The organism is Luteimonas sp. e5, assembly GCF_054031035.1.
In genome coordinates this window covers 399,923-425,131 of the sequence record NZ_JBSTRX010000002.1, presented here as the reverse complement: position 1 = coordinate 425,131, position 25,209 = coordinate 399,923, and the positions used below count along the sequence as shown (strand labels likewise).

Genomic DNA, 25,209 nt, shown 5'->3' with positions numbered 1-25,209 from the left:
TCAGGGGTGCGGCACCCGCAGCAATACTTCCTGCACCAGCCGCTCGCCATCCCAGCCTTCGGCACTGGCCTCGAAGCTGGGCAGCACGCGATGGCGCAGCACCTCGGGTGCGACCGCACGGATGTCGTCGGGCGTCAGGTAGTCGCGTCCGGCCAACCAGGCGCGTGCGCGTGCGCAGCGCTCCAGCGCGATCGAGCCGCGCGGACTGGCGCCCCAGGCAATGCGCCGTGCCAGCTGTTCGTCATAGCGCGCGGCATCACGTGTCGCCAGCACGATCTCCACCAGATAGCGTTCCAGCGCCGGTGCCATGTGCACGTCCAGCACGGCCTGGCGTGCGGCGAACACGTCGGCCTGGGCGATGCGCTGACGTGCCGGCTGCGCGGCCTCGGTCTCCGTCGCGCGAGCCGCTTCGCGCGCCAGACGCATGATCTGCGCTTCGCTGTCGGCATCCGGATAGCCGATGCGCAGGTACATCAGGAAGCGGTCGAGCTGCGCCTCGGGCAACGGGAAGGTGCCTTCCTGTTCGATCGGGTTCTGCGTCGCCATCACCAGGAACAGCCGCGGCAAGGGCCGGGTCTGGCCACCCACGGTGACCTGGCGCTCGGCCATCGCCTCGAGCAGGGCCGACTGCACCTTGGCCGGTGCCCGGTTGATCTCGTCGGCCAGCAGCAGCGAATGGAAGATCGGCCCGGGCTGGAACTCGAACCGCGCGGCCTGTGCGCGCCATACCTCGCTGCCGGTGAGATCGGCCGGCAACAGATCGGGGGTGAACTGGATGCGCGCGAATTCGGCTTCGATGCGCGCGGCCAGCGCACGGATGGCGCGGGTCTTGGCCAGTCCCGGCGCACCCTCGACCAGCAGATGGCCATCGGCAAGCAGCGCGATCAGCAGACCCTCGACCAGGCGTGGCTGGCCGACGATTTCTTCGCCAAGGGATGCCTGCAGGGCCTTGAAGGCGTCATGCAGGCGCGCGCGCTCGGCATCGGGCATGCTCGCTGGCAGTGGCGGCGGGGCGGTAGCGGTATCCATGCGGGGCATCGGTACTCGAGGGTGAACAGATCAGACCATTGTCCACGCCCAAGGTTCAACCGTGCTTGACCGTGCAAACGCCGGAGGTTTCCCGCGCACGGAAACGAAAACGGGGCCATCGGCCCCGTTTCGCGTCATCCGGCGGCGCCGGTCAGTGGCGCTGCTGCTCCACGCGCAGGATGCGCGGGGTCATGAAGATCAGCAGTTCCACCTTGTCATTGCGACGGCTCTTGCTGCGGAACAGGTTGCCGATGATCGGCAAGTCACCGAGGAAGGGCACCTTCGAGATGGCGTCCATGTCGGTGAATTCGTACACGCCGCCGATGACCACGGTCTGGCCATTCTCGATCAGCGCCGCGGTGTTGATCTCGCGCTTGGCGATGATCGGCACGTCGCCGATCGGGCTCTGCAGCCAGCTGTCGAGCTCATCCTTGGTCACGACCATGTTGAGGAACACGCGGTCGTCGTTGGTGATGGTCGGGGTCACCTTGAGCTCGAGCAGCACTTCCTTGAACTCGACGTTGGGCTGCACCATGCCGCCGGCCGATGAGGTGATGGTGACGTAACCGATCTCCTTGCCCTGCTTGATGGTGGCTTCACGCTGGTTGGTGGTGAGGATGCGCGGATTGGACAGCACTTCACCACGCTGCTGCTGCTGCATCGCGGTCAGTTCCACGTCCAGCGAGAAGTTGGCGCCGAGCAGGGTGTAGGCGATGCCCGCCGCGGTGCCGCTGGCCGGCTTGGCCGGCAGGTTCACGTTGAGCCCCGACGGAATCGTGCCGTGCCCGCTGCCGATCACGTCGCGGCTGCCTTCCAGACTGCCGCTGACTCCCTGACTGCGGCTGCCATTGATGTTGCGCCCGGACACGCCGAAACGCGCACCCAGATCACGGGCGAAGGATTCGGTGGCGATCACGATGCGCGACTCGATCAGCACCTGATCGACCGGACGGTCGATCTCGTTGATCAGCTGGCGCATCGCCTCGACCTTCTTCGGGATGTCGCTGATCATCAGGGTATTGGTGCGCTCGTCGGCGACGATGCGGCCGCGCGGCGAAAGGAAGCCGTTCTCGCCGGAGTTCTGCCCGCTGCCCTGCCCGCTTTGCTGGCCACCGATGCCCTTGGCCTCGGTCAGCGCCTTGAAGATCGCCGCCGCGTTGTGATAGTTGATGCGGAAGTACTCGGTGATCGTGTCCTGGCGGTTTTCCAGCGCAATGCGTGCGTCTTCACGATCCTGCTCGTACTTGGCGATTTCGGTCTGCGGCGCCACCCAGATCACGTTGCCGGTGCGGCGCTTGTCCAGGGTCTTGGCCTGCAGCACCATGTCCAGGGCCTGATCCCAGGGCACGTTGACCAAGCGCAGGGTGATGTTGCCGGCAACGGTATCGGAGGCCACGATGTTGAGGCCGGACTCCTCGGCGATCAGCTGCAACACGGTGCGCACCGGCACGTCCTGGAAGTTGAAGCTGACCGGACGACCACGGTAGGCCGGGCGCGGTGCCTCGGCCGCGGCGCGCGCGCTGCCGGAGATGGTCTGCGCCACCGCACCGCGGGCACTCTGCACGTTGCGCGGCATGATCTCGACGATGTATTCGCGGCCACGCTGGTAGGCCATGGATTCGAACTGGCCATGGGTGGCGAGCACGATGCGGCCATCGCGCGAGTCGATGCTTTGCACCGGGGTGGCGAAGTCGGTCACGTTGAGCTGGCGCGCCAGCGTGGCCGGGATCGAGGTGCGGCCAAGATCAACCACCACCTGGTTGCCCTGATTGCGCAGGTCGGGCGAAGCCCCCTCGCTGCTGAAGCTGACCACCAGCTTGCCGGCACCACCCTCGCCGCGACGGAAGTCGATGTTGCTGACCGTGGTCGCGCCGATGCTGCTGCCGGGCATGTCGACGCCGGCGGCGGCCGGGACCGGCGGTGCCGCCTGCGCGCTCATCACGCCGATCGCGCAAACCAGCCCGGCCAACAGCGCCGGGGCGGCGCGGCGAATGGTGGAAGTGTGCATGCTGATGCCCTTCATCATTGATTCTCCAGGAGGATCGTGGCCGGCCGTTCAAGCCAGCCGCCGGCGCCATCGGGCACCAGCTCGATCAGTTCGATCCGGTCGAGGTAGACCCCGACCACCCGGCCATCGCTCTGGCCGAGATAATTGCCGTTGCGCACGCGATAGGTGACCCGGTCCGGGCCCATCACCAAGGCGACGATGCTGCGGCCACCGCCGATGGTGCCGACCATGTCCAGCGAGTCCAGCGGGAACGCTTCCAGCGGCTGCCGGCGCCGGTTCGAATCCGGGCGCTGGCCGGCGGCGCTGTCGGCGACCGCATTGATGTCGAACGGATCGCGGAAACCGCGGCCATCGAACTCGAACGATTCGAACGGCTTGATCACCGGGATCGGATCCAGTGGCGGTGCCGGGCGCGCGCGCACTTCGGCCACCCAGGCCTGCAGGTTCGAGGGGTCATTCGGTGCACGGGTCACGCTGCGGCCGCAGCCGGCGAGCAGGCCGAGCACGGCGAGCAGCACGAGGGCACGCAACAGCGGGAACGGGACGCGGCTCATTGCTTTGCCTCCGCCGCCTTGGCCGCGGCAGCCGCGGCAGCGGCATCAAGGATTTCCTTGTCCTGCGGATCGGACTCGTCCAGGTAGCGATAGGTCTTGACCGTGCCTTCCATCACCAGTGCGCCGCTGGTGCCGCGCGGGGTGAGGGAAATGTTGTTCATGGTCATGATCACCACCCGCGGCAGCGAGGCGACCCCGCTCATGAAGGCGCCGAATTGCTTGTAGCCACCAACCATTCGCACCTGGATCGGCTTCTCGGCATAGAAGTCCTGCGCCACCTCGGGCATCGGCTGGAACAGTTCATGGCGCAGCCCGGAAGCCAGCGCGGTCTGCGAGATGTCGACGATGAGGTCGGGCATTTCGGTCTTCGACGGCAGCTGGCGCAGCATCTGCTGCAGTTCCAGCTCCATCTGCGCCAACTGCTCGCGCAGCGGCTCCAGATTGGCGGCCTGACCCTGTTTTTCCTCGAAGGTCGTGCGAAGTGCGGCTTCCCGCGCTTCCAGGCCTTCCAGCTCTTCCTTCTGTCCGCGGAACACCATCAGCCACGCCAGCAGCAGGATGAACACCGCGATCACCGCAGCCGCCACCCACTGCATGTTGCGTGGCCAGTTGCCGATGTTGTTGATGTCGAGGTTGCGTCGCTTGCTCATTGGTCGCCCTCCGTCACCACGCCATCACCACCGTCGACCGGCTGCCCGACCTGTGGCGCCGCGGCGGGTGCCTGCGATTCCGAAGGCGCCTGCGTTGCCGGCGCGGCAGCCGGCTCGGCCGGTGCAATGGTGGCCGGCTCGATCGCCGGGATCGGCACCGGATCGGGCGTCGGCGGCGCATCCGGATCACGCGGCTCGTTGGGGTTGGCCAGGGTCACGCGCATGGTGAACATGTACGGCAGCAACGCCGCCGCCGAACCCGCCGGCGGCACGCTCGTGCCGCTGGCAGCGGCCTGTCGCACTACGCCCTGCGGCTGGGTGGTCTCGATCACGGTGACATCCGGATTCTTCATCCAGCCCGCGTTTTCCAGGTTGCGCATGTAGCTGGCGACGCGCGCATTGGATTGCGCCCGTCCTTCCAGCGTCAGCTGCTCACCCTCCTGCTTGAGCTGGGTCAGCACCAGGCCATCGGGCACGGTGCGCATCAGCGCGTCGAACAGGTGCACCATCTTGAAGCGGTCGGCCTGCAGCTTCTCGATCACTTCCTTGCGCGCCAGCAGCGCGGCGTGCTTGCCTTCCAGCTCCTTGATGTCGGCGATTTCCGCCTCGACCTTGGCGATCTCGCCGTCGAGGAAGGCATTGCGCTCGTTCTGGCCGGAGATCTGGCCGTTGAACCACATCCAGCCCAGCAGGGCCAGCAGCAGGCCGCCGATGACGGCACCGCCCATCATCAGGTAGAACTCCTGCTGGCGCTGCTTGCGACGCTCCTCGCGCCAGGGAAGTAGGTTGATCCTGACCATCAGTCGAAGCTCCTCAGCGCAAGGCCGCAGGCGATCATCAGCGCCGGGGCATCCTGGGCCAGTGCCTGTGCCGGCACGCGCGAGCCAAGCGTCATCTGCGCCAGCGGATTGGCCACCACGGTGGCCACGCCCAGGTGCTCCTCGACCTGTTGCGCGATGCCGGCGATCGAGGCACAACCACCGCACAACACGATCTGGTCGACGCGGTTGTATTCGCTGCTGGCGTAGTAGAACTGCAGCAGACGGCTGACCTGCTGCACCAGCGAATCACGGAACGGCTCCAGCACCTCGGTCTCGTAGCTCTCGGGCAGGCCGCCCACGCGCTTGGCGCGATCGGCTTCCTCGTGGCTGAGGCCGTAGCGGCGCATGATTTCCTCGGTCAGCTGGCGGCCGCCGAAGGCCTGCTCACGCGCATATTGGCTGCGCCCGTCGCGCAACACGCTGAGCGTGGTCATGGTGTTGCCGATGTCGACGATCGCCACCAGGCCATCGGCCGGGATGTTGAGGCTCGGGCGCATCAGTTCGAAGGCGTTTTCCAGTGCGAAGGCCTCGACATCCATCACCGCGGCCTTGAGCCCGGCCACTTCCAGCACGGCCTGCCGCGCCAGCACGTCCTCCGAGCGTGCCGCCACCAGCAGGATCTGCTGCATGTCGGGCGCGCCGGGCACCGGGCCCAGGCTGTTGAAGTCGATGTTGACCTCGTCGATCGGGTACGGGATGTAGTTCGGCGCTTCCAGCTCGACCTGCGCCTCCAGCTCGTCCTCGCTGAGATCACCGGGCATCGAGATCAGCTTGGTGATCACCGCCGAACCGGTGACCGCGGCAGCGGCATTGCGCAGCTTGCTGCCCGAACGCTCGACCGCGCGGCGCAGGGCATCGCCGACCTGCTCGATCTCGACCACGGTCTTGTCCACCACCGCATTGGGCGGCAGTGGCTCGACTGCGAAATGTTCGACCCGGTAACGGTTTCCGCTGCGCGAGAGCTGCAGCAGCTTGACCGCAGTCGAGCTGATGTCGACGCCGAGCAGCGCCGGCTGGACACGCCTGACGAATTTCACGCTTGTGCTCTCCCCAATGGACGGCAATGCTGCCATCCCCTTTGCAGCGGCTATTCATAACGGACTTTTCACATCCGCACAATAGCCAATGCCAAATCGACCCCTCGTACGCGCCCATTTTAACCGGCGCGGAAGGTCATCACTACCCGGCGTTTGCGGCCGATCCTTATACTGTACGGCTCCGCTTCCGGCCTGTTCCCGTCCATGTCCCGATTGCGCCGCATATTGCTGTGGAGCCTGCTTGTCCTGCTGGTGCTGGCATTGGCCGGACTGGTCGCTGCGGGCCTGGTGTATCGCCATGTCAGTGCCGACCTGCCGGACGCGCGCAGCCTGCGCGAGATCCCGTTGCAGGAGCCGCTCTATGTCTATGCCGCGGATGGCCGCTTGATGGCGATGTTCGGTGAAAGCCGGCGCTATCCGATCGACATCGCGCAGGTGCCGCAGCAGGTCAAGGATGCTTTCATCGCCGCCGAGGACGCGGACTTCTACCGCCACCACGGGGTCGATCTCAAGGGCCTGGCGCGCGCGGTCTGGCTGACCATGACCACCGATGACCGCCGCGTGCCCGGCGGCTCGACCATCAGCATGCAGGTCGCCAAGATGTTCTATCAGGAGGGGCAGAAGCGCGATTACCGCGCCAAGCTCGCGCAGATCCTGCTGGCACGCAGGATCGAGCAGGATTTGTCCAAGGACGAAATCCTGCAGCTCTACCTCAACAAGAGCTTCTTCGGCCATCGCGCCTATGGCATCGCCGCCGCCGCCGAGTTCTATTACGGCAAGACCCTCGACCAGTTGACCCTGGGCGAAATCGCGACGCTGGTCGGCACGCCGAAGTTCCCTTCCAGCGCCAACCCGCTGACCAATCCGCAACGCAACCTCGAGCGCCGCAACAATTACATCCTGCCGCGCATGGTCGAGCTGGGCATGATCAGCCAGGCCGAGGCCGATCGCGCTGCCGCCGAGCCGATGCACGCCGCGCGGCATGAGCGCCCGGTGGAGGTGTACGCGCCCTACGTGGCCGAGATGGTGCGTCAGGAGATGGTCACCCGTTACGGCGAGGAGGCGCTTGCCCGCGGCTACCACGTCACCACCACCATCGAACCGGCACTGCAGCAGGCCGCCGATGCAGCGATGCGCAGCGGGCTGCGCATCTACCACCGCCGCCATGGCTGGGACAAGCCGGAGCAGCACTTCGAACTGGCCGCCGGCGAAAGCGATGCCGACATCGCCCGCCGCCTCGCCACGATTCCCGTGCAGGCCGGCTTGCAGCCGGTGATCGTGGCCGAAACCGGCAGCGACGGCAGCGCCAGCGTGGTCAACGCCAGGGGCGAACGCATCGTGCTGCCGGCCGACGCGGGCCGGCCCTGGCCCGGGCGTACCCCGGCCAGCCTGTTCAAGCGCGGCGACCTGGCGCGCATCCGTCAGGATGACAAACAGGCGTGGAAGTTGGACCAGTTGCCGCGCGCGCAGGCGGCGCTGGTTTCGCTGGACCCGGACAACGGCGCGCTCAAGGCGCTGGTCGGCGGCTACAGCTTCGCCGGCAACAAGTTCAACCGTGCCACCCAGGCGCGGCGCCAGCCCGGCTCCAGCTTCAAGCCGTTCGTGTATGCCGCTTCGTTCGAGCGTGGCTTCAACCCGGCTTCGATCGTGCTGGATGCGCCGGTGGTGTTCCGCCAGGGCAATGGCAAGGTGTGGCGACCGCAGAACGATGGCGGCCGCTTCGTCGGCCCGATCCGCCTGCGCGAAGCGCTGGTGCAATCACGCAACCTGGTTTCGGTGCGCCTGCTCGATGCCATCGGCGTGGACTATGCGCGCCGCTTCATCAGCCACTTCGGCTTTGCCGAGGACGAGTTGCCTCCCAACCTGTCGATGTCGCTGGGCACCGCCTCGCTGACCCCGCTGTCGGTGGCGCGCGGCTACGCGGTATTCGCCAACGGTGGCTCGCGGGTCAACGTCTGGGTGATCGACGAAGTCCGCGACAGCCAGGGCCAGGTGATCTTCAAGGAGAACCCGGCCACGGCATGTCGCGGCTGCGTCGCCCCGGCCGGCAACGTGGTGGCGGCGCCGGTGGCGGGCAAACCGCAGATCGTCGATGGTTTCAACCTCGGTGCGCCCGAGCCTGCCGCGCCGAGCACCGATCCGGCGACCAGGACCGGCCAGCAGCAGAGCAAGGCGCAGGCACGTCGGGCGCCGCCGGAGGGCACCCCGATCGCGCCGCGCGCGATCGACGAGCGCGTGGCCTGGCAGATGCAATCGATGATGGCCGACGTGATCAAGCGCGGCACCGCCACCGCCGCGCGCGTGCTCGAGCGTGATGACATCGGTGGCAAGACCGGGTCCACCAACGACCACCGCGACGCCTGGTTCGCCGGCTATGGCGGCCCGTTCGTCACCGTGGTCTGGGTCGGGCGCGACGACTTCAAGTCGCTGGGCTATCGCGAATACGGCGGCAAGGCGGCACTGCCGATCTGGATCAGTTACATGAAGGCCGCGCTGGAAGGCAAGCCGCAGATCAGCCACGAGCCGCCGCAGGGCATGATCAAGGTCGGCGTCACCGCCGGCGGGCAATTGATCCCGGGCGGTGGCGGCATCACCGAGTGGGTCAAGGCCGAGGACCTGGAACGGATGGAAAGCTACATCGACTTCGGCCCGGTCGATGGCGATGTCGAGCCGCAGGAAGACACCTACGACATCTTCTGAGCCGGGCTCCCCCGCCGCCGGCTGAACCCGCGTGCCACGTGCACGCGGACCGACATCGAAGTGCGGTAGAGTCCCCTCGAAACCACAGGGGAGACCGCCATGCATCGCGCCCGCCAGCATGCCGAGACCCGTACCCGCGAGCGCCGCCAGCGACTGGCCCACGAGGCGGCGCGGCTGATGGCCGAAAGCGGTATCCGTGACTATCACCAGGCCAAGCGCAAGGCCGCCGAACGGCTGGGCATCTTCGAGGACGCCTCGTTGCCGCGCAATCGGGAGATCGAGGAAGCGCTGGCCGAATACCAGCGCCTGTTCCGGCCGAGCGCCGGACGCGCCGAACAACTTGCCCGGCAGCGCCAGGCGGCACTGGAAGCGATGGAGTTCTTCGCCGCGTTCCAGCCGCGCCTGGTCGGCGACGTGCTCGATGGCAGCGCCGATCAGCACAGCCCGGTGCAACTGCACCTGCATGCCGACGACCCGCACCAGGTCGCCACCTTCCTGCAGCAGCATGCGATCCCGGCACAATCACGCATGCGCCGTGTGCGCCTGGATCGCAACCGCCATCTCGACATCGACGTGTGGCTGTTTGCCGCCGACGATACCGGCTTCGACATCAGCGTGCTGCCGACCACGGCACTGCGTCAGGCGCCGCTGTCGGCACTCAACGAGAAACCGATGCCACGCGCCTCGGCGGCACAACTGCGCATGCTGCTGGCCGAAAACGAAATGCGCGAGCACGAGGAAACACGAACGCGGCATCCCTGACAGAACTCCGGGGCGGCACCGGGCGCACACGAAAACGCCCCGCAACGCGGGGCGTTTTGCTGCGCGGGTCAAGCGGCTCAGCGCTTGCCCATCTCCACGTAATCGCGGCTGGCATGGCCGGTGTAGATCTGCCGCGGACGGCCGATGCGGGTTTCCGCATCGTCCTGCTGCTCCAGCCAGTGGCTGATCCAGCCGGCGGTACGCGCGATGGCGAACATCACGGTGAACATCTCGGTCGGGATGTTGAGCGCCTTGTAGATGATGCCGCTGTAGAAGTCGACATTCGGGTACAACTTGCGCTGGATGAAATAGTCGTCCTTGAGCGCGGCCTCTTCCAGCTTCATCGCCACGTCCAGCAGCGGGTCGTTGATGCCCAGCTCGCCCAGCACCTTGTGCGTCATCTCGCGGATGATCTTGGCGCGCGGGTCGAAGTTCTTGTACACGCGGTGACCGAAGCCCATCAGGCGGAAGCCCGACTCCTTGTTCTTGGCCCGCTCCACGGCATCGCCGACCTTGTCCGGGGTGCCGATCTCCTCGAGCATCTTCAGCACCGCCTCGTTGGCGCCGCCATGCGCCGGACCCCACAGCGCGGCCACGCCCGAGGCGATGCAGGCATACGGATTGGCACCGGTGGAACCGACCAGGCGCACGGTCGAGGTCGACGCGTTCTGCTCGTGGTCGGCGTGCAGGATGAACAGCAGATCCAGTGCCTTGGACGCCACCGGGCTCAGCTGCAGCGGCTCGCTCGGCACGCCGAACATCATGTGCAGGAAGCGGGTGACGTACTCCAGGTCATTGCGCGGGTAGGCCGCCGGCCAACCCAGCGAATGGCGGTAGCACAGCGCAGCGATGGTCGGCACCTTCGCGATCAGGCGGATCGCCGCCAGCCGGCGCTGCTCCGGATCCTCGTAATCGAGATCGTTGTGGTAGAAGCTGGCCATCGAGCCGAGCATGCCCATCATCATCGCCATCGGATGGGCGTCGTAACGGAAGCCCTCGACGAACTGCTTGAACTTCTCGTTCAACATGGTGTGCCGGGTCACGCTGTTCTCGAAGTCGGCGAACGCCTGCCGGTCCGGCAGCTCGCCATGCATCAGCAGGTAGGCCACTTCCAGGAAGCTGGAGTGTTCGGACAACTGCTCGATCGGATAGCCCCGATACAGCAGCACGCCCTCCTCGCCATCGATGTAGGTGATCGACGATTTGCACGAAGCGGTGGCGGTGAAGCCGTTGTCGTAGGTGAAACAACCGGTCGCCGCCGGCAATTTGGCGATGTCGATGCAGGGCTGGCCGAGGGTCGGCTCAAGCACCGGCATGTCGAGGTTCTTGTCGCCCAGCTTCAGGCTGGCTTCTTTGCTGTCGGACATGGAGAGCTCCTGGTTGGGGGCCGGCGCAAGGCGGTTTGCATGCGCGCGGGGCCGCTTGTGTCGCAACGCAGCATTATCGCATATCCGACGCCGCCGCCGTGAATTGGGCACCCTCCCGGTGCCCTTGCCCGGCGCGTGCGCCGCGGCTCGCGCACGCAAGACGCGTACGTGAAACGTGCACGCGAAAACGGCCGCACTGCGGCGGCCGTTCGTGCTCCGGGCCGATGCGTGCCGGCCCGACGTGCGCGCTTACTTGGCGTAGCGGCGCTTGAACTTGTCGATGCGGCCGGCGGTGTCGACCACGCGGTTCTGCCCGGTGTAGAACGGGTGCGAGGCCGAGGAGATTTCCACCTTCACCAGCGGGTATTCGTTGCCATCGTCCCACTTCACGGTTTCCTTGCTGGAAAGCGTGGAACGGGTCAGGAACTTGAAGTCCGAGGTGACGTCATGGAAGACGACTTCGCGGTATTCGGGATGGATGTCGGCCTTCATGGCGGCACCAATGAATATGGAATGGAGCCGGGTATTGTAACCGCAGCCCGAAACAGGTTGCAAGCGGCCTCAGAGCGCTGCCAGTGCGCCGCGCACCCGCGCCTCGAATGCGTCCTGCGCATACTGCAACAGGATGCGCGCATTCGCCGGCGCAGCCCCGATGTCCTGCCAATCGACCAGCGTCATGCCGCGTGCCGGGCCGTCCAGCGCCACGCGCAGGGCGTGGCGCTCGCATCGCCCCTGCCCGGGATCCAGTGCGAAGGCCATCGCCAGCGCATCGGCACTGTGCCAGCGCTGGCCACGACGGGCGCGTGCCCAGTCGCGGGTCTTGCGCGAGATGGCGTCGTAGAAGCGTGCACGTGGCGAATCGGCCGCGCACCAGGCCTCGATGTCCGCATGCGCGAGTCCGTGTGCGAGGGTGGCTTCCCAGTCCACCAGGTCGAACTCGGGAAAGGCGCTGAACACCAGGTGCGCCGCCTCCGGGTCGAAATGGGTATTGAACTCGGCGAACGGGGTGATGTTGCCGCGCCCGTTGACCGCACCGCCCATCACCACCAGGCGGGCGATGCGCGAAGGCAGCGCGGGATCGAGCTTGAGCGCGAGGGCGAGGTTGGTCAGCGGCCCCAGTGCGACCAGCAGCAGGCGCCCGGCGTGCTCCCGCGAAAGGCGCAGGATGGCCTGTGCGGCATGTTCGTCCTCGGGCTGGCGCGCGGCGGGCGCCTGCCCGGTATCGCCGAAGCCATCCGCGCCATGCACGTCGGCCGCATCAGGTGCCGGGTGCAGCAACGGCTGCGCGCTGCCGGGGAACACCGGAACGTCCTCGCGTCCGGCGATTTCGCACAGCTTGAGCGCATTGGCCACGGTATGCGCGAGGCCGACGTTGCCGGCGCAGACGCCAAGCCCGACCACCTCGTGGCGTGGATCGGCCAGCGCCATCAGGATCGCCAGCGCATCATCCACCCCGGGATCGGTATCGATCAGCAGGGGAACGCGTTCATCGTTCATGTGCCGGCTCCTTGCGACTTTCCACGCCGGCGTGCGGCATCGCCCGCCATTCTAGGCCGAGGCATAGCGTGCGGCACCGCCGACCCAGCGCTCGACGATGCGCGCGGCGACCTGCGGTGCGCCAGCCAGGAGTTCGTCGGCCAGCGCCTGCACCTGCGGCAGCAGGTCGGCATCGCGCGACAGGTCGGCGATGCGGAACTCGGCAAGGCCGGTCTGCCGGGTACCGAGCAACTCGCCCGGGCCACGCAGTTCGAGATCCTTTTCGGCGATGGCGAAGCCGTCGTTGCTGCGTCGCAGGATGTCCAGGCGCTCGCGCGCGATGCGTCCCAGCGGCGGCTGGTACAGCAGCACGCAGCTGGAGCGCGCGCTGCCGCGGCCGACCCGGCCACGCAGCTGGTGCAGCTGCGACAGGCCCAGACGCTCGGCATTCTCGATGATCATCAGCGAGGCATTGGGCACGTCCACGCCGACTTCGATCACCGTGGTCGCCACCAGCAGGGCGAGCTCGCCGGCCTTGAATGCCGCCATCGCCGCCTGCTTTTCGCGTGCCTTCATGCGCCCGTGCACCAGGCCGATGCGCAGTTCCGGCATCGCCTCGCACAAGGCCTCGAAGGTGGTCTGCGCCGCCTGCGCCTCGATCTTCGGCATGCCCGGCCCCGACTCGCTCTCTTCGATCAGGGTGCATACCCAATAGGCCTGGCGGCCTTCGGCGATCGCCGCGCGGATGCGTTCGATCAGCTCGGGCCTGCGCTCGGCGGAAATCGCCACGGTCTGCACCGGCGTGCGCCCGGGTGGCAACTCGTCGATCACCGAAACATCCAGATCGGCATAGGCGCTCATCGCCAGCGTGCGCGGGATCGGCGTCGCGGTCATCACCAGCTGGTGCGGTACCACCCCGGCATCCGCCTTGTCACGCAGCGCCAGTCGTTGCTGCACGCCGAAGCGATGCTGCTCGTCGATGATCGCCAGCGCCAGGTCGGCGAATTCGACGCCTTCCTGCATCAGCGCATGGGTGCCGACCACCAGCTGCGCGCGGCCATCGGCCACCGCCGCCAGGGTCGCTTCGCGCGCCTTGCCGAGCACCTTGCCGGACAGCCAGGCCACCTCCACGCCCAGTGGCTGCAACCAGTCACGCAGGGTCGCGGCATGCTGTTCGGCCAGCAGCTCGGTCGGTGCCATCAGTGCCACCTGATGGCCGGCATCGATCGCACGCAATGCTGCCAGCGCCGCGACCACGGTCTTGCCCGAGCCGACGTCGCCCTGCACCAGGCGCAGCATCGGTGTCGGTCGCGCCAGGTCCTGCTGCACTTCATCGAACACCCGCGCCTGCGCCGCGGTGAGCCGGAATGGCAGCGCGGCAAGCAATGTGGCGACCCGCTCGCCGCGCGCCGGCAACGGATGCGCGCGATGGCGTTGCATGGCAACCCGCTGGCGCCGCAGCGACAACTGATGCGCCAGCATTTCCTCCAGCGCCAGGCGACGCTGCGCCGGATGCCGGCCCGAGAGCAGCCGGCCGGTATCGACCCCGGCCGGCGGCCGGTGCAGGCCGATGATCGCCTCGCGCAGCGGCGGCAGCGCGAGGCGTTGCCGCCAGTCCTCGGGCAGCAATTCCAGTTCCTCTTCCGCCGGCAACGCCTCCAGCGCGGTGGCGACAAGACGCGCCATCAATGCCGCACCGACGCCTTCGATCGCCGGGTACACCGGGCTGAGTTCGTGCGGCAGTTCTTCATCCGCCTCACCCAGCACGCGGTAACTCGGATGCACGATTTCCAGCCCCGCCTGTCCCGCGCGCGGAGTACCGAAGGCGCGCAGGCGCACGCCGCGACGCAGGGCATTCGCCTGCTGGCCGCGGAAGTGGAAGAAGCGCAGCAGCAGCTGCGCACCCGAGTCGTCGGCCAGCACCAGCTTCAGCATCGGCCGGAAGCGGAATGCGGTTTCGCTGGCCATGATGCGTCCCTCGACCTGCGCCGGCTCACCGGCGCGCAGCGCGGCGATCGGCGTCAGCCGGGTGCGGTCCTCCCAGCTGCGCGGCAGCCAGAACCACAGGTCACGCAGGCGTTCCAGCCCGCGCGCGGCAAGCTTGGCCGCGGTCTTCGGCCCGACCCCGGGCAGCCCGGCCAGCGGGGTGTCGCCGCCGTGGATGGCCGGCGCGGGCCGTGCCTTGCTGCGCGCCACCGCCAGCCGCGACCCGGATCAGTCCAGAACCATGATCGCGTCGACCTCGAACTGCGCGCCCCTGGGCAGGGCCGAGACCTCGATGGTCGAGCGCGCCGGGAACGGGGCGCTGAAGTATTCCGCCATCACCGCGTTGACCGCAGCAAACTGCCCCAGGTCGGTCAGGTACAGGCCGACGCGCTGGATCTTGTCGAAGCTGCCGCCGGCGGCCTCGCATACTGCCTTGAGGTTTTCGAAGGCCTGCCGTGCCTGCGCCTCGATGCCGCCTTCGGCCAGCTCGCCGGTGGTCACATCAAGCGGGATCGCACCGGACAGGAACACCAGGTTGGCGCACTTGACCGCCTGCGAATACGGCCCGATGGCGGCGGGGGCACGGTCGGATTGCACGGGGATGCGGGACATGGAGAGCTCCGGTATGGGGTGGGGCCTCATTCTAATCGCGACGCCTCGCGGCCACGCCGCACACCCTCCTCGACGGCGCGGCGGCTCACATCCGCTGCACGTCGTGCACCACCTGCAGGCGGCGCACGCGGCGGATCACTTCCTCGAGGTGGGAAACATCGTGCACTTCAATGCCGAAGCGGATCAGCGAAACGCTGCCATCACGCTCGAGGTAATCCACGCTGTCGATGTTGGACTCGGCCTGGGCGATCGCCGCGGCCACCTGCGCCAGCACCCCGGGCCGGTTGTCCACGTCCACGCGCAGGCTGGAGGCGTAATCCCCGCTGACGCGCGGATCCCAGCCCATGTCCACCCAGCGCTCCGGCGAGCGCCGGTACTCGGCCAGATTGGGGCAGCTCATGCGGTGCACCACCACGCCCTTGCCGGCGGTATGGAAACCCATGATGGCGTCACCGGGTATCGGTTGGCAGCACTGCGCGAAACTGATCACGCCGCGCTCGGCACCGGTGATCAGGATGCGGTCATGACCCGGGGCGAACCCGCTGCCTGCCGCGGGCGCACGCGCGGCATCCACCTTGCCATCGACCAGCTGCTGCGCCACCAGCTGCGGCATGCGGTTGCCCAGCGCGATTTCCGACAGCAATGCTTCCAGACGCGGCATGCGCTGCTCGGCCAGGTACTCGTCCAGACGCCCGGGTTCGAGCTTTTCGATGCTGCTGCCAAGTGCGTCCAGCTGGACTTCGAGCATGCGCAGACCCAACTGCACCGCATCCTCGTGCTCGATCTGCTTGAGCTGCTGGCGAATCGCGGTGCGCGCCTTGCCGGAGGCGACGAACTCCAGCCATTGCGGCTTGGGGTGCGAAGTGCGCGCGGTCACCACCTCCACGGTCTGTCCGCTGGCGAGTTTGCTGCGCAGCGGCATCAGCTTGCCGTCGATGCGCGCAGTGACCGCATGGTTGCCGATGTCGGTATGCACCGCATAGGCGAAATCGAGCGCGGTGGCATTGCGTGGCAGCGCGAAGATGCGCCCCTTCGGGGTGAACACGTAAACCTCGTCCGGATACAGGTCGACCTTGACGTTCTCGAGGAACTCCAGCGAGGAGCCGGTGCTCTGCTGGCTTTCCATCAGCTCCGAGAGCCACGTGCTGGCGCGGCTGAGCGGGCTGCTGGCTTCCGCACCCTGCTTGTAGGTCCAGTGCGCGGCGATGCCACGTTCGGCCACCAGGTCCATCTCGCGGGTACGGATCTGCACTTCGATCGGTGCTGCATACGGGCCGAACAACACCGTGTGCAGGGACTGGTAGCCGTTGGCCTTGGGAATGGCGATGAAATCGCGGAAGCGCCCGTCCAGCGGCTTGAACGCGGCATGCACCACGCCCAGCGCGTGGTAGCAATCGGCCACGCTGTCGACGATCACGCGAAAGCCGAACACGTCCATCACCTGTTCCAGCGTCTTGTGTTCGCTGCGCATCTTGTTGTAGATGCTCCACGGTGACTTCACCCGCCCCACCAGCTTGTGTGTCAAACCCTCCTTGGCCAGCCGCTGCGCCAGTTGCGCCTCGATGCGAATCATCGCCTCGCGCCGCACCAGCGGCTGCTCGCGGATGCGCTTGGCCAGTGCTGCGTAGCGCCAGGGATGCAGTGCGCGGAAGCTCAGATCCTGCAACTCGGTCTTGACCATGTTCATGCCCAGACGCTGTGCGATCGGCGCATAGATTTCCAGCGTTTCGCGCGCGATGCGACGGCGCGCCTCGGGCGATTGCGCGCCCAGCGTGCGCATGTTGTGCAGGCGGTCGGCGAGCTTGATCAGGATCACCCGCAGATCGCGCGACATCGCCAACATCATCTTGCGGAACGACTCGGCGGCGGCTTCCTGGCGATCGCGGAACTTCAGCTTGTCCAGCTTGGTCACGCCTTCGACGAGATCAGCCACGGTATGGCCGAAGTCGGCGGCGATCTCGTCGGCGGTCAGCGGCGTGTCCTCGACGGTGTCATGCAGGATCGCCGCGGCCAGCGTCTTGAAGTCCATGCCCTGCTCGGCCAGCACCTCGGCCACTGCCACCGGGTGGGTGATGTAGGGCTCGCCGGACTTGCGCGTTTGCCCGGCATGTGCGGCGGCGCCGACCTGCCAGGCGTGCACCAGTCGCGCACGGTCGACGTCATCCAGGTAGGCCGCGGTTTTCAGCAGCGACTGGAGATAATCGGGCAAGGCGGCAACATCGGGCGCACCCCGACCGGGACCGGCGATGGCGGAGTCGGACGAGGACATGCTTGCAGACTAAGCCCAAGCGCGCGCAGTGGGAAGGGGCGCAGGCCAGCGGCACAAACGAAGAACCCCGCCGTGGCGGGGTTCGCGGATCAACATGGCAGGGCGCGGATCAGTCTTCGCCCTTGAGGTCGTCGTCGCTGCTGACCAGTTCGGCCGCGGCCCACTCCAGCGCCTCGCGCTCGCGGCGCTCGCGCTCGGCCTTCTCCACCGCGTCGATGAAGGGCTCGTCGACCACCCGCGCAGCGATCTCGCGCAGCGCCAGCACGGTCGGCTTGTCGTCGTATTCCTCGTTGTCCAGCTTGGTCTCGACGCCACGCGCCAGCTGGCGCGCGCGCTTGGCCGCGAGCATGACCAGCTCGAAACGGTTGTCGACCACTTGCAGGCAATCTTCCACGGTGATGCGCGCCATCGCGATGACTCCACGGCCACGGGCCGCCGGTTGAAATTCGGAACCGGGCATTGTAGGCAATACACCGCCCATGCGCAAGCATCGGCGGGTGTTTTCCTTTCAATTCAACGCCTTGCCGCCGCCCGACATGCGCGCAAAGACCGGCGCAGGCTGCAGACTATGGTGCCAGCAGGGTGTCGATCAGGCGCCCGTGCCGGGCCTGCTGGGCTTCGCGGCGCAGCCTGCTGGCGCTGAAGATCGCGCACATTTCGGCGACCGCGGTGTCGAAGTCGTCGTTCACGATCAGGTAGTCGTATTCGCCGTAATGACTCATTTCCTCGCGCGCGGCGGCGAGGCGGCGGGCGATGGTGTCCTCGCTGTCCTGCGCGCGCTTGCGCATGCGCTCCTCCAGCGCCTGGCGCGAGGGCGGCAGGATGAACACGCCGATGGCATCGTGCACCTGACGGCGCACCTGGCGCGCACCCTGCCAGTCGATCTCCAGCAACACATCGCGCCCGGCGGCCAGCAGCGGCTCCACCGATTGCCGCGCGGTGCCCTTGAGGTCGCCATGTACCAGTGCGTGCTCGAAGAAATCCCCGGCCTCGACCATGCGCATGAACTCATCCGCATCGACGAAGTGGTAATGCTCGCCATCGCGCTCACCCGGGCGCGGCGCGCGCGAGGTGAAGGACACCGACAGACTGATGCCGCCGTCGCGTGCCAACACCGCATTGACGATGCTGGACTTGCCGGCGCCCGAGGGCGCGGAAACGATGTAGAGGGTGCCGCGCACGATGGGTCCGGATCAGGTTCGGGGAAAGGCGGCGCCATCGTACCAAGTCGCCCGTGCCGCGCCGCTCATTCGAGGTTCTGCACCTGCTCGCGGATCTGGTCGACCAGCACCTTCAGCTCGACCGCGGCATTGCTGCTGCGCGCATCGACAGACTTGGAGCCCAGCGTGTTGGCCTCGCGGTTGAACTCCTGCAGCAGGAAGTCCAGCCGCCGCCCCACCGGCTCGCGCCGCGCCAGCACGCGCCGTGCCTCGGTCAGATGGCTGTCGAGCCGGTCCAGCTCTTCGTCGACGTCGAGCCGGTTCAGCACCAGCGCCAGTTCCTGCTCCAGCCGGCCGGGGTCGGCGTCCTGCGCGATGTCATCCAGCCGCGCCTGCAGACGGGCACGCTGTCCTTCGCGGATCGCCGGCAGCAAACCGCGCAACTCGCCGGCGATGGCGGCGATGGCATCCAGCCGTTCGTTGATCGCCGCCGCCAGGCTCGCGCCCTCACGCTCGCGGGCAGCGAGAAAGTCATCAAGCGTGCGATCGAGCAGGGCCAGCGCCGCCGCCTGCAGTGCGTCGGCATCGACATCGCGCGCCTCCAGCACTCCCGGCAGCTGCAGCAGGGTGCCGAGGTCCACGCGCAGTGCCGGCAATGCCGCATCCAGCTCCTGTGCGATGTCCGAAAGTCGCTCGACGAAACCGGCGTTCAAGCGCAGGCGATCGCCATCCGCGCTCGCGGCAAGGCGCAGCACCACGTCCAGCTTGCCACGTGCCACCCGCGCCGAAATCCGCTCGCGCATGGCCGGCTCCAGCGCACGCAGCTCGTCGGGCAGGCGCAGGCTGACATCGAGGAAGCGGTGGTTGACCGCGCGCATCTCGCACTGCAGGCGGCCCGCTTCGGTGGCGGCGTCGGCACTGGCGAACGCGGTCATGCTGCGGATGGACATGTTTTTTCCGGAAGGGAGCGAATGAGCGAATGGTAAACTCGCGCGCCCCGATGGTCAGCCGTGTGCCGGCGAGGATTTCGCGATGCAACGCCCCAGTGGTCGCACTCCAGAGCAAATGCGCGAGGTCGGCATCGTGCGCGGCTTCACCCGTCATGCGGAGGGCTCGGTGCTGGTGTCCTTCGGCGAAACCCGGGTGCTGTGCACGGCCAGCGTCGACAACAAGGTGCCGCCGTTTCTGCGCGGCAAGGGCGAAGGCTGGGTCACCGCCGAGTACGGCATGCTGCCGCGCTCCACGCATACCCGCTCCGACCGCGAAGCCGCACGCGGCAAGCAGGGTGGGCGCACGCTGGAAATCCAGCGCCTGATCGGCCGCAGCCTGCGCGCCTGCGTGAACCGCGCCGCGCTGGGCGAGCGCACCATCACCCTGGACTGCGACGTGCTGCAGGCCGATGGCGGCACCCGCACCGCGGCCATCACCGGCGCGTATGTGGCACTGGCCGATGCGGTGCGCGGGCTGCTGGATGCCGGCGCGCTGAAGACCGACCCGCTGCATGGCGCGATCGCCGCGGTCTCGGTCGGCGTGTACCGCGGCGTGCCGGTGCTGGATCTGGACTACGCCGAAGACAGCGACTGCGACACCGACATGAACCTGGTGATGAACGACGGCGGCGGCATCATCGAACTGCAGGGCACTGCCGAAGGCCATGCCTTCCGCCGCGACGAACTGGACGCGATGCTGGCGCTGGGCGAAGCCGGCTGCGCGCAGCTGTTCGAAGCCCAGCGCGTGGCCCTGGCCGGAGCATGAGCACTGCCGCGAGCACGGGCCAGATCGTGCTGGCCAGCGGCAACGCCGGCAAGCTGGCCGAGTTCCGCACCCTGTTTGCCGATGCCGGCATGAGCCTGCTCCCCCAATCGGATTTCGACGTCGACGATGCCGAGGAAACCGGGCTGAGTTTCATCGAAAACGCGATCCTCAAGGCGCGCCACGCCACCCGTGCCACCGGCCTGCCGGCGCTGGCCGATGACTCCGGCCTGTGCGTGGACGCGCTCGACGGGGCGCCGGGGCTGTATTCGGCACGCTATGCCGGGCGCCAGGACGATCACGCGGCCAATATCGACAAGCTGCTGCAGGAACTGGCCGAGGTGCCCGAGGCCGCACGCGGCGCACGCTTCGTCTGCGTGCTGGCCCTGCTGCGCCACGCCGAAGACCCGCAACCCCTGATCGCCGAGGGCGTCTGGGAAGGCCGCATCCTGAACGCACCGACCGGCAGCGGCGGCTTCGGCTACGACCCGGTGTTCTTCGTGCCCGATCACGGCATGAGCGCGGCGCAGCTGCCGGCCGAGGTCAAGCATCGCGCCAGCCACCGCGCCATCGCCATGCAGGCGCTGCGCCAGCAATTGGCCGCGCTGCGGTAGCCTTTCAGCCGACTGCGCCGGCCCTGCCGTCGCCACCCTCATGTCCACTCTGACTCCGCCCCCGCTGTCGCTGTACGTGCACCTGCCATGGTGCGTGCGCAAATGCCCGTATTGCGATTTCAATTCGCATGCGCAGAAGGGCGAGCTGCCGCTGGACGACTACATCGACGCGCTGATCCGCGACCTCGAATTCGACCTGCCGCTGGTCTGGGGCCGCACCGTGCATTCGGTGTTCTTCGGCGGCGGCACGCCGAGCCTGTTCCCGCCGGCGCAGATCGACCGCTTCCTCTGCGCAGCCGGCGCCCGCCTGCGTTTCGCGCCGGGCCTGGAAGTCACCCTCGAAACCAACCCCGGCACCGTCGAGCACGGCCCGTTCAGGGGCTACCGTGCCGCCGGCGTCAACCGCCTGTCCTTCGGTGTGCAGAGCTTCGATGACGGCTGCCTGCAACGCCTCGGCCGCATCCACTGTGCCGACGATGCCGAGCGCGCGGTGAAATCGGCGCAGGATGCCGGCTTCGACAACATCAACCTCGACCTGATGTATGCCCTGCCGGGGCAGACGCTGGCGATGGCCGAACTCGACGTCGAGCGCGCACTGGCCTTGTCGCCGCAGCACCTCAGCCATTATCAGTTGACGCTGGAGCCGAACACCCTGTTCGCGCTGCGCCCGCCGCCCGACCTGCCGGACGAGGATCTTGGCTGGGACATGCAGGAGGCCTGTCAGGCGCGCATCGCCGCGGCCGGCTTCGAGCATTACGAAGTCAGCGCCTACGCGCGCCCCGGCCACGCCTGCGCGCACAACCTCAACTACTGGCGCTTTGGTGATTACCTCGGCATCGGCGCCGGCGCTCACGGCAAGCTCACCTTGGGCAGCGAACAGCGCATCCTGCGTCGCTGGAAGCTCAAGCACCCGAACGCCTGGCTGCAGCATGCCGGCAGCGCGGCAGCGATCGGTGGCGAACAAACCCTGGATGCGACGCAGCTGCCGTTCGAGTTCATGCTCAATGCACTGCGCCTGGTCGATGGCTTCGAGTTGTCGTTGTTCGAGCAACGCACCGGTCTGCCGCTGGCCGCGATCGCCAGCGAGCTCGACAGCGCACGCGCGCGCGGCTGGCTGCAACCGGACGACACGGGCCGGCTGCGGCTCAGCGAGCTTGGTCGTCGCTTCACCAATGACGTGATCAGCCTGTTCCTGAAGAGCTGAGCGGCACACCCGCGCCGCCGGCGCACATGCCCGCTCCGTGGCCGATTCCGTAGAATCGGGGCTTTACCCTCTGGAGGCGTCATGGCCCGCGACGACATCCCCGCCCTTTACGCCGAGCACCTGGACACCTTGCGCCGGCGCGCCGACACCGCGCTGGAGCGCGGCGGCTTCGAACGCCTGCTGATCCCGAGCGGCACCCTGCACTACCAGGTGTTCGACGACCGCGACTATCCCTATGCGGTCAACCCCAACTTCAAGCACTGGCTGCCGCTGACCAATGCGCCGGGCAGCTGGATCGACTACGCACCGGGCAACAAGCCACGCCTGCTGTTCCTGCAGCCGCGCGACTACTGGCATGTGGTGCCGGCCGATCCGAGCGGTTACTGGGTCGAGCATTTCGACATCGAGATCATCCGCAAGGCCGAGGATGCGCTGCCGCTGCTGCCCGGCGTGGCGGTGCGCGCCGCGGTGCTGGGCGAGGCACAGAGCACGCTGGGCCATGTCGCGCCGAACAACCCGCAGGCGGTGCTGGCCCATCTCGACTACCACCGCGCGTTCAAGACCGCGTACGAGATCGAGATGATGCGCGCGGCCACCGCCCGCGGCGTGCGCGCGCATCGTGCCGCGCTGCGCGCCTTCCGTGCCGGTGCCAGCGAATTCGGCATCCACCTGGCCTATTGCCAGGCCGCCGGGCAGGATGCGATGGAGCTGCCCTACAACAACATCGTCGCGCTCAATGAACATGGCGCGGTGCTGCATTACACCGACCGCGACCGCCTGCCGCCGCAGCCGCCACGCAGCCTGCTGATCGATGCCGGTGCCAGCCACAATGGCTATGCCTGCGACATCACCCGCACCTGGTCGGCCGAGGACGACGAATTCAAGGCGATGATCGACGCGGTGGACGCGGCACAGCAGCAGATGTGCGCACAGGTCAGGGCGGGTACCGACTACCGCCAGCTGCACCTGGATGCACACCTGGCGCTGGCCGGCGTGCTCAAGGACTTCGGCCTGATCACGGTGGATGCCGATACCGCCGTGGAACTGGGCATTTCCAGTGCCTTCTTCCCGCATGGCATCGGCCATGGCATCGGCCTGCAGGTGCACGACGTGGCCGGCTTCGCCGCCTCCGACGAGGGCGGTGAAATCGAAAAACCCAAAGGCCACCCCTACCTGCGTTTGACCCGCACCCTTGCCCCCGGCATGGTGGTGACGATCGAACCCGGGCTGTACTTCATCGACATGCTGCTCGACGGACTGCGCAACGAGGACACCGGCCCGGCCATCGACTGGGACCGCGTGGAGCAGTTCAAGCCTTATGGCGGCATCCGCATCGAGGACGATGTGGTCTGCACCGAGGGCGAGCCGATCAACCTGACCCGCGAAGCGTGGGAGGAGAACAACGCATGAATATCCGCAAGCCGCTGCTGCTGGGCCTGGCCGTGACCGCAGCGCTCGCCGCCTGCCGCCAGCCCGCGGCCCCCGACAGCCACCGCGCCGAGTGCCTGGACTGGTCCGCCGGCATGGTCACGCTCGAAGGCATGGCCGAAGTGCGCACCGTTACTGCACCGGACAAGGACTATCGCCGTGCGCTGGTGCTGACGCTGGATGCCCCGGTCTGCGTGAATCCGCGCCCCGGCCGCGCCGGGGAGTTCCCCGCGCTGGAAGACGTGCGCCAGGTGGAACTGGTGCCGCGCAGTGATTTCGCCGACGCCTTCTCGCTGGCCGGACAGCGCGTCAGCGCGCAGGGCAGCCTGAGCCCGTTGTCGGGCGATGGTGCCGCCGAACCGCTGGGCCTGGTGCTGCAGACGCTCAAGCCCGCGCAATAAGCCGCCCGCCATCCACCGGGCACATGGCCCGCGACATCGTGCGGGCCATGTTCATTCGGCCATGAAGGCCTCGATCTCGTCGGCGCTGCGCGCCAGTTTGGCGGTCAGCACGCGATGACCCTCGCGGCGGATCGCGACGTCATCCTCGGTGCGGATGCCGATGCCACGCCACTTTGCCGCCACCGTGGTGTCGTCGGCCGCGACGTACAGGCCGGGCTCGATGGTGAACACCATGCCCGGCTCCAGCAGCCGCGGTTCCTCGTCGATGCGGTAATCGCCGACGTCATGCACGTCCAGCCCCAGCCAGTGCCCGGTCTTGTGGCGGTAGAAGCGCTGGTAGCTGCCATCGGCGAGATTCTTCTTCAGGCTGCCCTTGAGCAGGCCCAGTGACAGCAGGCCATCAGTGAGGGTTTCCACAGCCGCATCGTGGATCGCCGCCCACGGCTTGCCCGGCAGTGCCTGTGCCAGTGCCGCCGCCTGTGCCTGCCCGACCAGTTCGTGCAGCGCGCGTTGCGCGGCGCTGAAGCGTCCCGTCACCGGGAAGGTGCGGGTGATGTCGGCGGCATAGCCGCGATACTCCGCGCCGGCATCGATCAGCACCAGATCGCCATCGTGTGCCTGGCCGCGGTTGCTGACGTAATGCAGCACGCAGGCATTGGCGCCGGCGCCGACGATCGAGCCATACGCCGGCCAGGCATCGTGGGCGCGAAACACGCACTCGAGCTCGGCCTGCAATTCGTATTCGTGGATCCCCGGTCGCGCCGCGCGCATCGCCGCCTGGTGCGCGGCCACCGAGATGTCCGCCGCGTGCTGCATCAGGCGCAGCTCGTCGGCGGACTTGATCAGGCGCATCTCGTCGAGCAGATGGCCGAGTTCGAGGAACTCGTGCGGCGGTTGCGCTCCACGGCGCACCTGCGCGCGCACCCGGTTCAGCCAGCCGATCAGCTTGAGATCGAACTCGGTGTCATGGCCGAAGTGGTACCAGACACGGGAGCGCCCTTCCAGCAGGCCCGGCAGGATGTCATCGATGTCCTCGATGTCCCAGGCGTCGTCCATGCCGAGCACGTCCACCGCACCTTCCGGGCCCAGCCGCGGCCCGTCCCAGCCCTCGCGCTCGGCATCGCGCTCGCGGCAGAACAGCAGCGATTCGCCATGCGCGCGCCCCGGGGCCAGCACCAGCACCGAACGCGGCTCATCGAAGCCGGTCAGGTACCAGAAATCCGAATCCTGGCGATACGGGTAATGGGTATCGCGGCTGCGCACGCGCTCGGGCGCGGCGGGCACGATGACGATCGCATCCCCGCCGACCATGTGCATCAGCTGCTGGCGGCGCCTGGCGCAGGCCTTGGGGCCAAGGGCACGGTGCAAGGTGGACATGC

The 25,209-nt window shown here is 67.6% G+C and carries 23 protein-coding genes; 7 read left to right on the top strand and 16 right to left on the bottom strand.

The window, feature by feature from the left end:
• The 6 genes from ACW11F_RS07440 to ACW11F_RS07415 all read right to left on the bottom strand — a co-directional run bounded on the left by ACW11F_RS07440 (position 1) and on the right by ACW11F_RS07415 (position 6,099).
• A complete protein-coding gene (locus ACW11F_RS07440) occupies positions 1 to 1,029 on the bottom strand; it encodes an AAA family ATPase (RefSeq protein ID WP_456996275.1) in 1,029 nt (342 codons plus the stop codon).
• Positions 1,030 to 1,180: 151 nt separating this feature from the next.
• Complete coding sequence (locus tag ACW11F_RS07435; RefSeq protein ID WP_456996574.1) at positions 1,181 to 3,037, bottom strand: type IV pilus secretin PilQ; 1,857 nt, start codon at positions 3,035 to 3,037, stop codon at positions 1,181 to 1,183.
• Positions 3,038 to 3,051: 14 nt separating this feature from the next.
• The gene (locus ACW11F_RS07430; protein ID WP_456996274.1) at positions 3,052 to 3,591 is read right to left on the bottom strand and encodes a pilus assembly protein PilP; all 540 of its coding nucleotides are present in this window, start codon (positions 3,589 to 3,591) and stop codon (positions 3,052 to 3,054) included.
• Complete coding sequence (locus ACW11F_RS07425) at positions 3,588 to 4,241, bottom strand: type 4a pilus biogenesis protein PilO (RefSeq protein WP_456996273.1); 654 nt, start codon at positions 4,239 to 4,241, stop codon at positions 3,588 to 3,590. Before ACW11F_RS07425 ends, ACW11F_RS07430 begins: the two co-directional genes overlap by 4 nt.
• On the bottom strand, positions 4,238 to 5,041 hold the full coding sequence (locus ACW11F_RS07420; protein WP_456996271.1) for a PilN domain-containing protein: 804 nt from the start codon (positions 5,039 to 5,041) through the stop codon (positions 4,238 to 4,240). Before ACW11F_RS07420 ends, ACW11F_RS07425 begins: the two co-directional genes overlap by 4 nt.
• Positions 5,041 to 6,099, bottom strand: coding sequence for a pilus assembly protein PilM (locus ACW11F_RS07415; protein ID WP_456996270.1), 1,059 nt, complete (start codon positions 6,097 to 6,099; stop codon positions 5,041 to 5,043). The genes ACW11F_RS07420 and ACW11F_RS07415 overlap by 1 nt, the downstream gene beginning before the upstream one ends.
• 204 nt (positions 6,100 to 6,303) lie before the next feature.
• Between ACW11F_RS07415 and ACW11F_RS07410 the strand changes: the two genes are divergently transcribed.
• Together ACW11F_RS07410 and ACW11F_RS07405 are read left to right on the top strand one after the other, a co-directional pair.
• Positions 6,304 to 8,799 (top strand): penicillin-binding protein 1A, encoded by a 2,496-nt coding sequence (locus tag ACW11F_RS07410; protein ID WP_456996269.1) that lies wholly within the window; start codon positions 6,304 to 6,306, stop codon positions 8,797 to 8,799.
• Between the two features lie 99 nt (positions 8,800 to 8,898).
• Positions 8,899 to 9,561, top strand: a complete 663-nt coding sequence (locus ACW11F_RS07405; RefSeq protein WP_456996268.1) for a hypothetical protein — start codon at positions 8,899 to 8,901, stop codon at positions 9,559 to 9,561.
• A 77-nt stretch (positions 9,562 to 9,638) separates the two neighbouring features.
• Here ACW11F_RS07405 and ACW11F_RS07400 read toward each other — a convergent pair whose 3' ends face one another.
• The 9 genes from ACW11F_RS07400 to ACW11F_RS07360 form a co-directional block, all read right to left on the bottom strand.
• Entirely contained in the window at positions 9,639 to 10,928 is a 1,290-nt protein-coding gene (locus ACW11F_RS07400) for a citrate synthase (RefSeq protein ID WP_456996267.1), read from the bottom strand.
• A 249-nt stretch (positions 10,929 to 11,177) separates the two neighbouring features.
• Positions 11,178 to 11,420 (bottom strand): type B 50S ribosomal protein L31, encoded by a 243-nt coding sequence (locus tag ACW11F_RS07395; RefSeq protein ID WP_456996266.1) that lies wholly within the window; start codon positions 11,418 to 11,420, stop codon positions 11,178 to 11,180.
• Positions 11,421 to 11,489: 69 nt separating this feature from the next.
• Entirely contained in the window at positions 11,490 to 12,425 is a 936-nt protein-coding gene (locus ACW11F_RS07390; protein WP_456996265.1) for a nucleoside hydrolase, read from the bottom strand.
• 51 nt (positions 12,426 to 12,476) lie between these two features.
• Positions 12,477 to 14,600, bottom strand: coding sequence for an ATP-dependent DNA helicase RecG (gene recG / locus ACW11F_RS07385; RefSeq protein WP_456996264.1), 2,124 nt, complete (start codon positions 14,598 to 14,600; stop codon positions 12,477 to 12,479).
• 18 nt (positions 14,601 to 14,618) lie between these two features.
• Complete coding sequence (locus tag ACW11F_RS07380; RefSeq protein ID WP_456996263.1) at positions 14,619 to 15,002, bottom strand: RidA family protein; 384 nt, start codon at positions 15,000 to 15,002, stop codon at positions 14,619 to 14,621.
• Between the two features lie 85 nt (positions 15,003 to 15,087).
• The gene (locus ACW11F_RS07375; RefSeq protein WP_456996262.1) at positions 15,088 to 17,271 is read right to left on the bottom strand and encodes a RelA/SpoT family protein; all 2,184 of its coding nucleotides are present in this window, start codon (positions 17,269 to 17,271) and stop codon (positions 15,088 to 15,090) included.
• 109 nt (positions 17,272 to 17,380) lie between these two features.
• Positions 17,381 to 17,680: a DNA-directed RNA polymerase subunit omega gene (rpoZ, locus tag ACW11F_RS07370; protein ID WP_456996261.1), complete on the bottom strand. Its 300-nt coding sequence runs from the start codon at positions 17,678 to 17,680 to the stop codon at positions 17,381 to 17,383.
• Between the two features lie 157 nt (positions 17,681 to 17,837).
• Positions 17,838 to 18,452, bottom strand: coding sequence for a guanylate kinase (gene gmk, locus ACW11F_RS07365; protein ID WP_456996260.1), 615 nt, complete (start codon positions 18,450 to 18,452; stop codon positions 17,838 to 17,840).
• 65 nt (positions 18,453 to 18,517) lie between these two features.
• Positions 18,518 to 19,366 carry a YicC/YloC family endoribonuclease gene (locus ACW11F_RS07360; RefSeq protein WP_456996573.1) on the bottom strand — a complete coding sequence of 283 codons (849 nt, stop codon included), beginning with the start codon at positions 19,364 to 19,366 and terminating at the stop codon, positions 18,518 to 18,520.
• Between the two features lie 97 nt (positions 19,367 to 19,463).
• Between ACW11F_RS07360 and rph the strand changes: the two genes are divergently transcribed.
• From rph to ACW11F_RS07335, 5 genes are all read left to right on the top strand, one after another.
• Positions 19,464 to 20,186, top strand: a complete 723-nt coding sequence (gene rph / locus ACW11F_RS07355; RefSeq protein WP_456996259.1) for a ribonuclease PH — start codon at positions 19,464 to 19,466, stop codon at positions 20,184 to 20,186.
• A complete protein-coding gene (gene rdgB / locus ACW11F_RS07350; protein WP_456996258.1) occupies positions 20,183 to 20,797 on the top strand; it encodes an RdgB/HAM1 family non-canonical purine NTP pyrophosphatase in 615 nt (204 codons plus the stop codon). Before rph ends, rdgB begins: the two co-directional genes overlap by 4 nt.
• A gap of 40 nt (positions 20,798 to 20,837) precedes the next feature.
• Positions 20,838 to 22,001, top strand: coding sequence for a radical SAM family heme chaperone HemW (hemW, locus tag ACW11F_RS07345; protein WP_456996257.1), 1,164 nt, complete (start codon positions 20,838 to 20,840; stop codon positions 21,999 to 22,001).
• An 81-nt stretch (positions 22,002 to 22,082) separates the two neighbouring features.
• Positions 22,083 to 23,411: a Xaa-Pro dipeptidase gene (gene pepQ, locus ACW11F_RS07340; RefSeq protein ID WP_456996256.1), complete on the top strand. Its 1,329-nt coding sequence runs from the start codon at positions 22,083 to 22,085 to the stop codon at positions 23,409 to 23,411.
• Positions 23,408 to 23,830, top strand: coding sequence for a hypothetical protein (locus ACW11F_RS07335; RefSeq protein ID WP_456996255.1), 423 nt, complete (start codon positions 23,408 to 23,410; stop codon positions 23,828 to 23,830). Before pepQ ends, ACW11F_RS07335 begins: the two co-directional genes overlap by 4 nt.
• Before the next feature lie 51 nt (positions 23,831 to 23,881).
• Here the strand turns inward: ACW11F_RS07335 and ACW11F_RS07330 are convergent, their stop codons facing one another.
• The gene (locus tag ACW11F_RS07330; RefSeq protein ID WP_456996254.1) at positions 23,882 to 25,207 is read right to left on the bottom strand and encodes an aminopeptidase P N-terminal domain-containing protein; all 1,326 of its coding nucleotides are present in this window, start codon (positions 25,205 to 25,207) and stop codon (positions 23,882 to 23,884) included.
• Positions 25,208 to 25,209 lie beyond the last annotated feature (2 nt).